The organism is Noviherbaspirillum sp. FW303-A3, from assembly GCF_058788695.1.
Genome location: NZ_JBYTAZ010000001.1, coordinates 3,069,954 through 3,082,755 on the forward strand (window position 1 = coordinate 3,069,954; position 12,802 = coordinate 3,082,755).

Sequence of the window (12,802 nt, forward strand, 5' to 3'; positions counted from 1 at the left end):
TGTGTTCTTACGGCAGTGGCGCGATCGGTTCGTTTGACAATGCGCGCTTGGCCGCCTTGACGTTTTTGATCATGTTGCGGACCGACTCCGGCATCTTCTTGCTCTGCGTCGCCATGTCCTTCATCTGGTGCGACAGGTAGGAATGATTCATCAGGATGTCGAATACCGACAGCATGAATTCCTGCTTCCACGGCGACAGCTTTTCGATGTTCTCGAACTTGTGCATGAAGAACTTCTTCGATGCCATCGCCAGTTCCTTCTCCACTTCCTCGACCGTCATGCCGGTCGGCTTGAGCACCGGCTGCACCAGGTTGTACTTGCTGTAGTCGCGCGTGACGACGTAATCCTTCAGTTCCGGATACAGGTCCGCGTACGGCCACGGCGCGATGGCAAGGAAGAAGGCCATGTCCGGGTTGTACATCTTGGCCAGCTCCACCGTGTTGGCGATGGACTCCTTGGTATCCGTCGGCATGCCGAGCACGAAGGAGGTTTCCGACACGATGTCCGCCTGGTTGATCAGGTCGATCGCCTTGCGCGACTGCGCCACCTTGGTCCCTTTCCGGAACAGGTTGAGCGTCGCCTGGTCGCCCGCTTCCACGCCGACATAGATGTGTTCCACGCCCGCGAGGCGGTACTTGTCCATGATGTCTTCGTCGCGCACGATGTCCACCACGCGGGTTTCCATCAGCAGCTTCACCCCCGGCTTGCGCTCGATCATCAGGTCGAGGATCCTTTCCCAGCGCGCGCGGTCCATGGTCGGCGTTTCATCGGCCAGCATCGCCACCTGCACGCCGTATTTCTGGTGCAGCATTTCCAGCTCGGCGACGAAGGCTTCCGGGCTGCGGGTACGCCAGCCGCGCTGCCAGAACAGCTTTTGCGAGCAGAACGAGCAGTTCTGCGTGCAGCCGCGCGACGACGACACGATGGCCAGCCGCGCATCGTTCTTCGCGCGGTACTTGTAGATCGGCCATTCGACCAGATCCCATGCGGTAGGCAGCGCGTCGAGGTCGCAGATCATCGGCGCCGCCTGCGTGGTCACCACGCCGCCGTCGCGCCAGAAAGCCAGGCCGTTCACCTTCGCCGGATCGTCGCCGGCGTTCAGGCAGTCGAGCAGCTTGACCAGCGTATGCTCGCCTTCGCCGCGCACGACGAAGTCGATCACGTCATGATCGGCCTGCAGCATCTCGTCATAGCAGAAGGTCGCATGCACGTTGCCGATCAGCGTGACGGTTTCCGGATTGATCGTCTTCGCCAGGCGCAGCACGCCGATGGCAGCGAACACGGCAGCGGTGAAAGCGGAAGACGCCACCGCGTCCGGCTTGAAGTCTTCCAGCCGCTTGCGGATCTGGTCCTGGTCGTGCCACAGCGCCATGGCATCGTAGTAATCGACTTCGTAACCCGCTTCGCGCAGCGCGCCGGCGACATAGACGAAGCCGAGGTTCAGCCAGGTGCCGGCGGATTCGACCACGCCGGAATGGTAGGGCGCGGTCACCAGCGCGACGCGCTTGACCTTCTTGGGGGACTGCTTGCGCTCGGCGCCCGGCTGTGGCCGGCGCACGAAGCTGATCGGTTGTTCGATGAGGCTCATGTTCTCTGCATTCTTTGTATTGCTGGCGTAGGGTGCGCCTTGCGCACCATCCACGGCGGACGTTTCGTTCTCGGTGCGCGAGGCGCACCCTACGACCGTACCGCCATCGCTGCCGTCAGTTGTTCTTCCGTCGTCTCTTCAATCGCCGAATCCGCCAGCTCGCCGCAGGGACACGCGGGCGGCACCATCGGCGTGCGCGGCTTGAGCAGTCCGGACTTGAAACGGATCGAAAAATTCACATACGCTTCGAGGAAGCGGAAGATCCGCTTGTCGCCCATCGGCCCGACCGTGCGTTCGCTCGGCATCGCCGACACCTTCCCGCTCGCGTCACGCTGAGCGCGGCCCACGATCTGGAAGTTGCCCTGCTCGTCGCAAAAGCCCAGGTTGTCCGTCTGCACCGCCAGTACCGTCGGCAGGTTCGCCACGTCGTAATGCCGCAGCAGTCCGACCTCGCCCGCAGGCAGCGGCTCCAGCGTGTCGAGGCTGACAGCAACCGTGCGCGTCCACGGCGGGTTCTGCCGCATGCGCTTTGCCGGCGGCAATCCCTTGACCGCGCGCCGCAGCGTGTTGTCGAAATAGCCGGTCGCGCTTTCCGCCATGCCCAGCACGTTGACGCAATGCGTGGCCGGGACGCCAAGCACTTCATACGCAAGGCGCAGGTAGTCTTCCTGCGTCATTTCGCCGAAGCGTCCGCGATAGCCGCCGCCGTCGCCGATGCGGCTGCCCGCCGGCAGGTGGAAGGACACGCCGCGCTTCTTGCAGGCGTTGAAGAAGAACACGAAGGCCGAGGTCGAGCCGATCATCGCCACCGGCACGCCGCCGGCTTCCGATTCGGTCAGCGCCTGCACCAGTGCGCCGACGTCGATACCGCTGTGGCTGAGCAGGAAGCGGCTGTCGGGCGTGCCGAACAGGCGGCGCGTCTCGTCCATGCCGACCGCCATGCCCATCGACGGCGCCATCTCCGGGCTCGGCGCCAGGATCAGCACGCGGCAGCGTTCGCCCTTGGCGAAATCCGGGAACAGCCAGGCGCCGGTCATGATGCGGTTCGCATCCAGCACCAGCTCGCGGCCGATCTCGTCGCGGAAGATCTGCCCGCGCACGATCGCCGTGGTGCCGCTGGTGAGGTTGGCCATCACCGCCTCGTCGAAGGGGAAGGAGGTGACCAGTTCCGTCTTGAAGCTGTCGGTCGGGAAGGCGGGAATGTCCTGCCAGCGACCGATCACATCAGGGTATTTGCCGAGTGCATTGCAGTAGGAGCGGTAGGGCAGGTTATGCCGGTATTGATAGGCAAACGTATCCAGTGCGAGCTGTTCGAAGGGAGCCGGGTCGCCATCGACGCCCGACGCGAACATTTCCCGCACCCGCTCGGCGAGCCTGAGCCGCTCCGCCAGTCCCGCATCCATTGGGCCGTTCATGGTCACAGCGCCCAGAAGATGACCAGGCCGGTCCCGCCCAGCATGGAACTGCCGAGCAGCGCGTGCTTGATCTTCAGAAGACGCTTCTTGATGCCCGCCATGTCCTTGCTGTCCCAGTCGCGGTAATAGAAGAAGCGGAAGATCCCCGACAGCATGATGGCGATCAGCGAGGACAGGCACAGGATGGTGAAGGTGTAGTTCAGCTCGTGGAGAAGGGCGGGATCGCCCACCTTGTTGCGCAGCACGAGCAGCGTGACGAAGCTGCCGAACCACAATCCGGTGAACAGGTCGTGGCAGAAATCATTGATGAGGATAAGCCAGGGTTTCATCGATAACACTCCATGTCTTTTGCACGGCACACTGCCGGGCGGATTGCAAAATCTGTTGGCCAAGGCGTGCGTCAGTTCTTGTCGCCAAGGAATTCGAATACGACGACGCGACTGTTGAACGTGTCCGCCAGGTAAACTTTTCCCTTGTTGTCGGTCCACACACCGGAAGGCAGGAAGAAGCGGTCGCCTTCCTGCCCGGTTCCGTTCATCCCGAGAAGCAGTTCGCCGTTGTCGTTGAACGTAAGCATGTAACCGAAGTAGGACTCGACGACATAGACGATGCCGTTGCTGACCGCGATGCCTTTAGGGCGTGCGAGGTTGCCAACGTAAAGGCCGCGTTCGCCGAAGCTGCGCACCAGATTGCCTTCGGTGTCGAACACCTGGATGCGGCTGTTGTAGGTATCGGTCACGTACAGAAGGCGATCGGAAAAGGAGAGGTGCGTAGGCGCGTTCAGGTGAATGACACTCTCGCTCGGGCTGCCTATGGTGTTTACCAACTGGCCGGTTTCGTCGTAGACCTTCACATCGTGCGCGACCGTATCGGCAACGAAAAGCAATCTACGCTCGGGGTCGTATGCCAGCCCGGTTGGCCGCTTCAGGTGGCCGTCGCCCATCACGCCGGACAGTTCGCCCTTGCTGTTCAGCCGGAATACAGCAGCCTGCTGTGCGTCAGACACGGCAATGTCGCCATTCCACACTGACGTCACGCCCACTGGCGCGGCCAGGCGCAGGTCGTCCTTCAGCGCGCTCCAGACGATCAGCTGGCCGCCGCTCTTGTCCGTCGGATTGTCTGGTGGTGGATTCGGGTCGAATATGAGAACCGCGTTGTGACCCGGGTCGGTGACGTACACGCGGCCCTTGTCATCGGTCATCCCATGCTGGGGTTGGCGCAGCATCAGCTTGTCGTCGTTTTCAAACAGGCCGGCAACCCACATCATGGCGGACATGAAAGTCACTTCACGGCCGCCGGAATTGTCGAAGTTTGGCGCACCCGCCAATTCGCCAACGTAACGGAATCGCGCCTTCTCCGGCGGCTGCGGCCAGACAAGTTCGCTGCGTTGACCTAACGGACGAATGTCGTAGCTGAAGTGGCCGCGAATTTGATTGCCGGCGCATCCGGATAATGTCGCGGCAAGCAGGGCGATCGCAATGACGCGCAGCGAGGATGGGAAACTCGGGAAAGGCATCGCACCTGCCTATCAACGATATGCATGTGCCGGCGCCTGTGCGCAGCTTGCTTTTTCCGCAGTCGATACACTTCGCAGGCGTGCCGCCGCGCATGGCCGTCGATGCATGTCTGTTTCCCTTTGCCTCATGTGCGGTCCGGCCTGTTGCGGAGCGATGGACCAGCGCACCCGACAGGCATTCCGGTTCAGCTTGGAACTGGTACCGGACCTGTTTCAAAACCTTTGTAGTCGGATGGGATTATGTGGGAGGCAAATGCAATGCTGAGAGGCAAGTTGCGATGACTTTGGAATTTCCTATTCCATATCAATTCGCAAATGGGAAAACTATGTTTTATTCCCGATTTGGAGAAATGCGGTGTGTCATTTCAGGCGATCCGGATTGTCCGCGGCAGTCTTCGCCGCTTCCATTGCCTTGTCGTAGCTTTCGCACGGAAAGCCCGCTGCGGCTACCTGTCCGTTGGCGCGCACTTCATACGTCATCCAGTGATCGCCTTCCTGCTTGAGCACCACGTCGCCCGGCTGGCAGTGCTCCGCGATTTCATCGTCACGATACAGCGTCACGATATTGATGTTGTTGTGCTGGACGAAGGTCGGCATGGCGGCTCCCGGTGGACGGACATGCGCATTGGACAACCGAAAACTTGCCAGGTTTTCCATGTTCCTGCGCGCGTGCTTGTTACTTGATAAACGACATGGATAAAACGCGATACAGCATTGAAAATATGCCGCTTTTTTGAGGATCGTTGAGTTGCGCGCTGCGCGGTAAACGCATATAGTCTCCTCATGCGCACACGAAACAGCGTGCGAATACAAGAGCAGATTCATCAACTGGACCACTTTCCAGATAGGTAAGGGCTCCAGGAATCTACTCTTGTATTCAGATCCCAAGCCCGCCCCGAGCGGGCTTTTTTCCGCCTGTCAACTGCGCCGGCGCAACGGTCGCTGCTTGTACATTGACCAATTTCAGGTGCTTCGGTGTAAGATTCCCGTTCCAAAAAAAATCCATCACAGGATGACGGGCAGGAGACAAATAAAGCCCGCTTGGCCAAAAGCCGAGCGGGCTTTTCCATTGGCACCGTTGACATCGCCGCGCCAAGCTTGACCTTGCAAGCCGTCATGCCCCGAAGGGGATGCAATATTTCTCCTGATATAACATCCTTGTATATCGGTTATCACGACAATAAAGCAGACACTGCATTCATGGAGGACTATAGTTCAACTGTCTCCTCCAACTCTCCTAGAATTGGATTTAACCCGCTACCGCAAGGCAGCGGGTTTTTTTTTGCCGGTTTGATCCAGATGCTTGGGCACGGCTTGCAATGCCCGTTAGGATATGCTGGTTGATCCAAGGAAAGCGCCATGAAATCCCTCTCCCTCCTGTTCGTCCTCCTCGCTGCAGCGAACTTCGCGCATGCGCAAACCGTTGTCCCCAAGCTCGACCAGGACGGACGCAAGGGCGACATGGCACGCCTCGCGCACAAGCAGGCGCAGGACAAGTTCAACGGCGCCGACGCCAACAAGGACGAGCGGATCTCGAAAGAGGAGGCGGCTGCGTCGTTGCCTTATGTGGCCGAGCACTTCGACCGCTACGACAAGGACAAGGACGGCCTGCTCACATGGGAAGAGTTTGTCGGACACAACCGCTGGAAGAAGGAGTAAGCGGTCCTCCGGGCTGCATCAGACCGTTGACATCTTTGGGCGGTCCATCCGAACCAGCCGCCAAAATCCAACACAAAAAAACCCGCAAATTAACCTCCTTTTCCCGGCGGTTAGACGCATATCAATTCGACCCGGAAATACTTGATCCAGGTCAAGGTGTGGGCGTTTTGCGGATCGCTAGAATCCTCGATGGCCAGCCGCCATCGGGACCGTTTTTCCCCATAGCCGAGCAGCCTGCTGCCCCTTCAATCCAGGACCAAGAGAAACCATGAACGCATCCCTGCTTTCGACCCTCCATACCGTCCTGGCCCAAGCAGCACCCCCGCAAGCCGCCGCGTAACATTCACGCGGCCATGCCCGAACACACCACCACAACCATTACAGACAGATAGCCAAAGGCTAAAAGGGAGTCCATTCATGCATAAACTGGAAAGCGCCGTCATCGCACTCGCGGAGCCGCAAGACATCTCCACCGAAGTGTTGATCGAGAAATACGCAAAAGGCGACGAGACCTCGATCGAACAGGTCATCACCCGCGTATCCAGGGCGCTTGCCGAGATCGAATCGCCCAAGCTGCGTAAAAAATACGCAGAAGAATTCCTCTGGGCGATGCAGAACGGCTTCATCCCCGCCGGCCGCGTATCGAGCGCCGCGGGCACCGGCCTGCAGACCACGCTGATCAACTGCTTCGTGCAGCCGGTCGGCGACTCCATCACCGAAGACGTCGCCGGCAAGCCCGGCATCTACACCGCGCTCGCGCAAGCCGCGGAAACGATGCGTCGCGGCGGCGGCGTCGGCTACAACTTCTCCGCCATCCGTCCCAAGGGCGCGATGGTCAAGGGCACCGGCAGCTCCGCCTCCGGCCCGATCTCCTACATGAAGGTCTTCGACCGCTCCTGCGAAACCGTCGAATCCGCCGGCGCACGCCGCGGCGCGCAGATGGCCGTGCTCAACGTCGAGCACCCGGACATCGTCGACTTCATCACCGTCAAGCAGGAAAAGGGACAGCTCAACAATTTCAACGTCTCCGTCGGCGTGACCGACGCCTTCATGCGCGCGGTGGAAAGCGACGGCGAGTTCGAACTCGCGCACAAGGTCGAACCGAATGCCGACCTCAAGTCCAAGGGCGCCTACCTGCGCGACGACGGCAAGTGGGTGTACAAGAAGGTGCAAGCCCGCCTGATCTGGGACCTGATCATGCAGAGCACCTACAACGCCGCCGAACCCGGCGTGCTCTACCTCGACCGCATCAACCAGGAAAACAACCTTTCCTACGCCGAATACATCGAAGCGACCAACCCCTGCGGCGAACAGCCGCTGCCGGACTACGGCTGCTGCTGCCTCGGCTCGCTCAACCTCACCGCCTACGTCGAAAAGCCGTTCTCGGCCGAAGCCAGGTTCGACTTCGACCTGCTCGCCAAGGTCACCAAGCTCGGCGTGCGCATGCTCGACAACGTCCTGATCGCCACCAAGTGGCCGCTGCCCGAACAGGCGCGCGAAGCCGACGCCAAGCGCCGCCTCGGCCTTGGCTACACCGGCCTCGGCGATGCGCTCATCATGCTCGGCGTGCGCTACGACACCGAAGAAGGCCGCATGCTGGCCGCCAACATCTCGCGCGTGATGCGCGACGCAGCGTACGAGAGCTCGGTCGAACTCGCGCAGGAGCGCGGCGCCTTCCCGCTGTTCGACGCCGACAAGTACCTCGCCGCCGGCTTCGCCTCCCGCCTGCCGGAAGGCCTGAAAGCCAAGATCGCCAAGCACGGCATCCGCAACTCGCACCTGACCTCGATCGCACCGACCGGCACCATCTCGCTCGCCTTCGCGGACAACGCATCGAATGGTATCGAACCCGCATTCTCCTGGTTCTACAACCGCACCAAGCGCATGCCCGACGGCACCAAGAAGGACTACACGGTGGAAGACCACGCCTACCGCGTCTACCGCGCGCTCGGCAACGACACCAACAACCTGCCGGAAGCCTTCGTCTCCGCGCTGGACATCTCCGCCATCAACCACATGCTGATGGTCGCCGCCGTCGCCCCCTACATCGACGCCGCGATCTCCAAGACCGTCAACGTGCCGGAAGACTACCCGTACGAGGAATTCAAGGACCTCTACATGGAAGCCTGGCGCCAGGGCCTCAAGGGCATCACCACCTACCGCCCCAACGGCGTGCTCGGCGCGGTGCTCTCCGTCCCCACCGCCAGCACCAACCCGCAACCGATGCAATTGTCCGAACAGGACAAGCGCCTCGTGCTCAAAGACCTCGCCATGGCGCCCCCGATGGCCTCGCTGCGCTGGCCGTCGCGTCCGGGCCTGCCCGCAGGCGCGTCCGCATGGATCAGCGAAATCATCGACACCCCGCAAGGCGAATTCGCCGTCGCGGTGAGCGACAAGGGCGGCGTGCCCTTCGAAGTCTGGGTCCTCGGCGGCCAGCCCCCGCGCGGCCTCGACGCGGTTGCGAAGACGCTCTCCACCGACATGCGCGCCAACGACCGCGGCTGGCTGCGCCGCCGCCTCGCGCTGCTGGCTTCCGCCTACGGCGACGCCTTCGACATGCCGATGCCGCCCACCGGCCAGATCGTGCAGGTCCCGAGCGCGACGGCTGCATTCGCCAAGCTCGTCGAGTTCCGCTACAACCAGCTCGGCGCCCTCGACAAGCAGGACAACGACCCGACCCCGGTGCTCGACGCCCTGTTCGCCCCGCACGAGCCCAAGACCGGCACCGATGGCACGCTGGCATGGGTGGCTGACGTGCGCAACCCGTCCACCGAAGACGACTTCGTGCTCATGCTGAAGGAACTCCAGATGCCCGACGGCACCCGCCGTCCGTACAGCATGTGGCTGACCGGCGGCCACCCGCACACCCTCGACGGCCTGTGCAAGCTGCTGTCGCACGACATGCGCGTGGTCGATCCGGCGTGGATCGGCATGAAGCTGCGCAAGCTGCTCAATTACGCAGAGCCGCGCGGTGACTTCCTGGCGCGTGTGCCGGGTAGCGAGAAGCAGGCTAGCTATCCGTCGACGGTGGCGTACATTGCGCAGCTGGTGATCCATCGTTATGCGATGCTGGGCATCCTGACGGAAGAGGGGATGCCGGTGAAGGCGATGGGTGTGGTGACGGATGAGCCTGCTGCGCATTCGGCCAAGCCGGCGCCGACCATCCACGGCAAGCTGTGCCGCGAGTGTGGCAATACCACGGTTATCAAGAAGGATGGGTGTGAGTTTTGTACGGCTTGTGGGGCGATTGGGGCTTGTGGTTAATATAGGAACTATCTGATAGAAAGGGCTGCAGCAATCTGCGGCCCTTTTTCTTTTCGGTTGCCAAACTTCTCGCTCAAGCGAAATGTGGAATTGCGAGACCTGACTCCAACTACTTGACGGCAAAAAGGCTAACTAATCTTCGATCTACTTGTGCACGATTCGCGTAAGAGAAACTCTTCCCCTGAACATGGCATGCCAGAACGTTAAATTTACGATGTAATTGCCGACAATCAACTGGGGAGAAACAAAATGAAAAAACTAAGCGTGGTCCTTTTGGCTGTTCTGGCATCCGGCTGTGCACACCAAGCCAGTGTAAGCAGTACGTCCGCAGCGTATGAAATCAGGACCGATAAGGTCCGCGCCGGGAAGGCGTACGTAGTGGTCGCAAGAGATCTTGAGGTGCTTGAACCGACCGTGAAGTCAGGCCACGTATGCGGCGCCCACTCCTACCCACTCCAGGCTGGTCCCGCCGTAAAGTCATCCATCATGAAGACCATGGAAGCGGCATATAAGGAAGTTGTTAGCGTTCCGAGCCGGAATGAGGCGCAAAAAGACGGTCACGTATACGTGTTCGCTCTTGATGAATTCAGCCCGAAGCTGCGTTTTACTCCCGGCTTTTTCTCTGCGACGGCGGATGCAAGTGTTGAAATGGCTATGAGAACCTCGGCAGTTGCACCGGATGGAAAGGACTTGGTTAGCACTACCGTCCGCGGCTACGGAACGGAAACAACCGACGGAGAATGCGCTGTCGGAGCAGATATTCTGGCCAAGGCAACCCAGAAAGCGATTCGCGTTACCTTGGAAAACTTCGTTACGCGAGTCATTAATTCTGACCTTGTGAAATAACACGTCGGCGTCGCGCAAGCTATTTTTGCGCGATGCTTAGCACAGACACCTCTGCCTGACTGGAAGGCCTGAGCCCAGACCGGTGGATAAGGGAGTTTTATATGAATGAAACTACGTTTTTTGAGTACGAAGGCGTCCGTGTTACAAACAGCCGGTTTATCGTTGATGGTCAGACCTTTGCGATGAATAACATAACGTCGGTAAAACCACTCGAACAAAGGCCGAAACGCATTCTTCCCATTCTGCTCGTAATTTTTGGTGCCTTGCCCGCATTGAGTGGTGCCTATGGAGCTTTGGTTCTCTCTGTAATCGGAGTTTGTTGGCTGGCTATGCAAAAGACCGTTTATCACGTGATGCTGCACACCGCAGGAGGTGAGACTAGCGCCTTGAAGACTCATCAAAAGGAATACCTCCAAAAAATAGTCACGGCGCTGAATAACGCGATAGTTCATCGCGGCTAGTATGGAGACGAAGTGCTCCCCCTTGAGTTGAGGACCGAGCGAGCGAAACGGTTTTGGGTCTCGCAACCACGCCAACGTGTTTATGCAAGACCTAACCCCGTGTGACGAAATTATGGTGACTGAAAAACACTGGTTAGATTACATAGCTGCAATCGGGGCAATTGCAACGCCGATTCTCGTTCTTGGCCTGACAGCGATTGGTTGGCGCCTTCGTCGACGTTTGGATCGTCGGCTTGAGTTGGAAGACAAGCTCCGAGAAGACCGTATTAGCATCTATAACTATATCCTTGAACCATTTATTATTTTGTTGATGACTGATGTGGCTTGGCAGCACGACAAGCAGAACAAAGGTAAAGACAAGAGCGACGTCGCAATCGGGAAGATGCTGTCTTTAGAGTATAGAAAATGTGCTTTTAAGCTTTCTCTAGTTGGGTCAGATGAAGTTGTTTTTGCCTACAACGATTTGTTCCAGCATCTCTACGCTCAGGGAGACAATCCTGACACGTCGGAAAAAAACCTGAAAATGCTGATGTCATTGCTGGGTAATTTCCTTCTTCAAATACGTCGAAGTATGGGTAACGAAGCTACAAACCTTAATCACTTGCAGATGCTCGAGTGGTTTATGACAGATGTAAGGAAATGGCGTGATTCATAACTTGCGTAGAAATAGGGGAACAAGAAAAGCAAAAAGGCGGAATCAGGTCTTGCAACTGATCAGATGTTGGCGTGCAAGGCCTTATCCCGGCTCTGGTTACAGGCTCTAAGTTAGCATTCGAAAAGTCTAGATGTAAGAATATCTATTTAGGTCTAGTTGAGGTCGTAGGAATAGCGCATATGCCGGTCGCACGTGACAATAATCGAATAAGTTTTGGAGGAGAGTTTGGGAGCGCGGATTTGCATCGCCCGCTTGCTTGCATCCATCAAGGAGTTACTGCCGGCTATCAAGATCTAGTTCTTGATTTCTCAAATTGCACCGCGGCGTTCGCTGGCCCGATGCTCGCGCTATGTGCCCAAGTGCTAAGAACCTGTTCAGTGTCTCCGTAATAACAATGCGAGGAACGCGAGCACGACGAACTGTAAGCTTGTTTCCAGCTTGCGTTCGCAGTTCTTCCATAGTCGCCGGCATTTCTCCAGCCATGCGAATGATCGCTCGACAACCCAGCGCTTCGGAATGACGACGAACTTATGCAGCTCGCTTCGCTTGACCACCTCCACCTTTGCACCCAGGATCTTCCACGCCAACTCTGCGAATCGATCGCCGGTATAGGCACCGTCGACCAGGAGATTTTTCACCTCTGACAGCATGTCCTCGTTCAGCAATAACATGAGTAAGGCGCCGTTGCGGTCGGTCACATCAGCTGTCGTCACGTCGATCGCATGCGGTAGCCCTTGTGTGTCGACCGCCAGATGTCGCTTGATTCCCGATACCTTCTTACCCGCGTCATAGCCTTTGGCCTGCGCCGTGTCCGTGTTCTTCACGCTTTGCGCGTCCAGAATGCAAAAGCTGGTCTTTTCTGCGCGTCCATTCTCGATACGCTCTTGCTTGACCAGTTTTTTTTAACGCTTGCTCAAACAAGCTGAAGCCGTCAATCGTACCGACTGTCCAATGATCGAAGTAATAGCGCACGATATTCCAACCCGGGAAATCGCCTGGGATCGCGCGCCAGGTACAACCGTTTTTGAGCAGATACAAGATCGCACAGAACACGTCATACAAATCCACACGCCTTGGCGCTGTCCGGTGCTTCGCGCCCTCCAGCATCGGCCGGATCACCTCAAACTGGTCTCGGCTGATATCGCTCGGATAATCTTTTCGTCCCATGGTCGCTGCTCCGCATCCATCGCTTCTGCAGCGTTTGATTCAAAGACACTGAACAGGTTCTAAGGCTCAGAGAGAATCGAATTGATTTCGAACTAGTCTTGCCGACGAGTAATGCACTTGCGAGGCTCTTTCGGAATGCTAATTGGGCTCATTTCATCGAGCCGCGCCGGTATTCTGAGTCATCTTTTCGAGGACACACGCAGGTTGCCGCTACACAGTTCAAAAATCCTG

The 12,802-nt window shown here is 58.4% G+C and carries 11 protein-coding genes; 5 read left to right on the forward strand and 6 right to left on the reverse strand.

Annotation, left to right across the window (positions count from 1 at the left end; all coding sequences use genetic code 11):
- Positions 1-7: 7 nt before the first annotated feature.
- The 5 genes from AC3WOY_RS14795 to AC3WOY_RS14815 all read right to left on the reverse strand — a co-directional run bounded on the left by AC3WOY_RS14795 (position 8) and on the right by AC3WOY_RS14815 (position 5,116).
- Entirely contained in the window at positions 8-1,588 is a 1,581-nt protein-coding gene (locus AC3WOY_RS14795; RefSeq protein WP_492425052.1) for a B12-binding domain-containing radical SAM protein, read from the reverse strand.
- Between the two features lie 89 nt (positions 1,589-1,677).
- Positions 1,678-3,003, reverse strand: a complete 1,326-nt coding sequence (locus tag AC3WOY_RS14800; protein ID WP_492425054.1) for a LuxE/PaaK family acyltransferase — start codon at positions 3,001-3,003, stop codon at positions 1,678-1,680.
- A gap of 2 nt (positions 3,004-3,005) precedes the next feature.
- A complete protein-coding gene (locus AC3WOY_RS14805) occupies positions 3,006-3,332 on the reverse strand; it encodes a hypothetical protein (RefSeq protein WP_492425056.1) in 327 nt (108 codons plus the stop codon).
- 71 nt (positions 3,333-3,403) lie between these two features.
- On the reverse strand, positions 3,404-4,519 hold the full coding sequence (locus tag AC3WOY_RS14810) for an NHL repeat-containing protein (RefSeq protein WP_492425058.1): 1,116 nt from the start codon (positions 4,517-4,519) through the stop codon (positions 3,404-3,406).
- Positions 4,520-4,879: 360 nt separating this feature from the next.
- Positions 4,880-5,116: a hypothetical protein gene (locus AC3WOY_RS14815; RefSeq protein WP_492425060.1), complete on the reverse strand. Its 237-nt coding sequence runs from the start codon at positions 5,114-5,116 to the stop codon at positions 4,880-4,882.
- 762 nt (positions 5,117-5,878) lie between these two features.
- Here AC3WOY_RS14815 and AC3WOY_RS14820 point away from each other — a divergent pair.
- The 5 genes from AC3WOY_RS14820 (at position 5,879) to AC3WOY_RS14840 (ending at position 11,404) form a co-directional block, all read left to right on the forward strand.
- Positions 5,879-6,178: an EF-hand domain-containing protein gene (locus tag AC3WOY_RS14820; RefSeq protein WP_492425062.1), complete on the forward strand. Its 300-nt coding sequence runs from the start codon at positions 5,879-5,881 to the stop codon at positions 6,176-6,178.
- Between the two features lie 417 nt (positions 6,179-6,595).
- On the forward strand, positions 6,596-9,442 hold the full coding sequence (locus AC3WOY_RS14825; protein ID WP_492425064.1) for an adenosylcobalamin-dependent ribonucleoside-diphosphate reductase: 2,847 nt from the start codon (positions 6,596-6,598) through the stop codon (positions 9,440-9,442).
- Positions 9,443-9,928: 486 nt separating this feature from the next.
- Positions 9,929-10,288: a hypothetical protein gene (locus AC3WOY_RS14830; RefSeq protein WP_492425066.1), complete on the forward strand. Its 360-nt coding sequence runs from the start codon at positions 9,929-9,931 to the stop codon at positions 10,286-10,288.
- A 101-nt stretch (positions 10,289-10,389) separates the two neighbouring features.
- Positions 10,390-10,749: a DUF6232 family protein gene (locus AC3WOY_RS14835; protein WP_492425068.1), complete on the forward strand. Its 360-nt coding sequence runs from the start codon at positions 10,390-10,392 to the stop codon at positions 10,747-10,749.
- Between the two features lie 82 nt (positions 10,750-10,831).
- Positions 10,832-11,404: a hypothetical protein gene (locus tag AC3WOY_RS14840; RefSeq protein WP_492425070.1), complete on the forward strand. Its 573-nt coding sequence runs from the start codon at positions 10,832-10,834 to the stop codon at positions 11,402-11,404.
- 374 nt (positions 11,405-11,778) lie between these two features.
- Here the strand turns inward: AC3WOY_RS14840 and AC3WOY_RS14845 are convergent.
- Positions 11,779-12,571 (reverse strand): IS5 family transposase gene (locus AC3WOY_RS14845; RefSeq protein ID WP_492423889.1). Its coding sequence is split into 2 segments (ribosomal slippage): positions 11,779-12,297 and positions 12,299-12,571, totalling 792 coding nucleotides; the frame shifts between segments, so codons are not numbered across the junction.
- Between the last annotated feature and the right edge of the window lie 231 nt (positions 12,572-12,802).

Excerpts from the sequence above, each read along its gene's own strand:
- AC3WOY_RS14795 (WP_492425052.1), bottom strand. The coding sequence starts at position 1,588 with ATGAGCCTCATCGAACAACCGATCAGCTTCGTGCGCCGGCCACAGCCG.
- AC3WOY_RS14800 (WP_492425054.1), bottom strand. The coding sequence starts at position 3,003 with ATGAACGGCCCAATGGATGCGGGACTGGCGGAGCGGCTCAGGCTCGCC.
- AC3WOY_RS14805 (WP_492425056.1), bottom strand. The coding sequence starts at position 3,332 with ATGAAACCCTGGCTTATCCTCATCAATGATTTCTGCCACGACCTGTTC.
- AC3WOY_RS14810 (WP_492425058.1), bottom strand. The coding sequence starts at position 4,519 with ATGCCTTTCCCGAGTTTCCCATCCTCGCTGCGCGTCATTGCGATCGCC.
- AC3WOY_RS14815 (WP_492425060.1), bottom strand. The coding sequence starts at position 5,116 with ATGCCGACCTTCGTCCAGCACAACAACATCAATATCGTGACGCTGTAT.
- AC3WOY_RS14820 (WP_492425062.1), top strand. The coding sequence starts at position 5,879 with ATGAAATCCCTCTCCCTCCTGTTCGTCCTCCTCGCTGCAGCGAACTTC.
- AC3WOY_RS14825 (WP_492425064.1), top strand. The coding sequence starts at position 6,596 with ATGCATAAACTGGAAAGCGCCGTCATCGCACTCGCGGAGCCGCAAGAC.
- AC3WOY_RS14830 (WP_492425066.1), top strand. The coding sequence starts at position 9,929 with ATGAAGACCATGGAAGCGGCATATAAGGAAGTTGTTAGCGTTCCGAGC.
- AC3WOY_RS14835 (WP_492425068.1), top strand. The coding sequence starts at position 10,390 with ATGAATGAAACTACGTTTTTTGAGTACGAAGGCGTCCGTGTTACAAAC.
- AC3WOY_RS14840 (WP_492425070.1), top strand. The coding sequence starts at position 10,832 with ATGCAAGACCTAACCCCGTGTGACGAAATTATGGTGACTGAAAAACAC.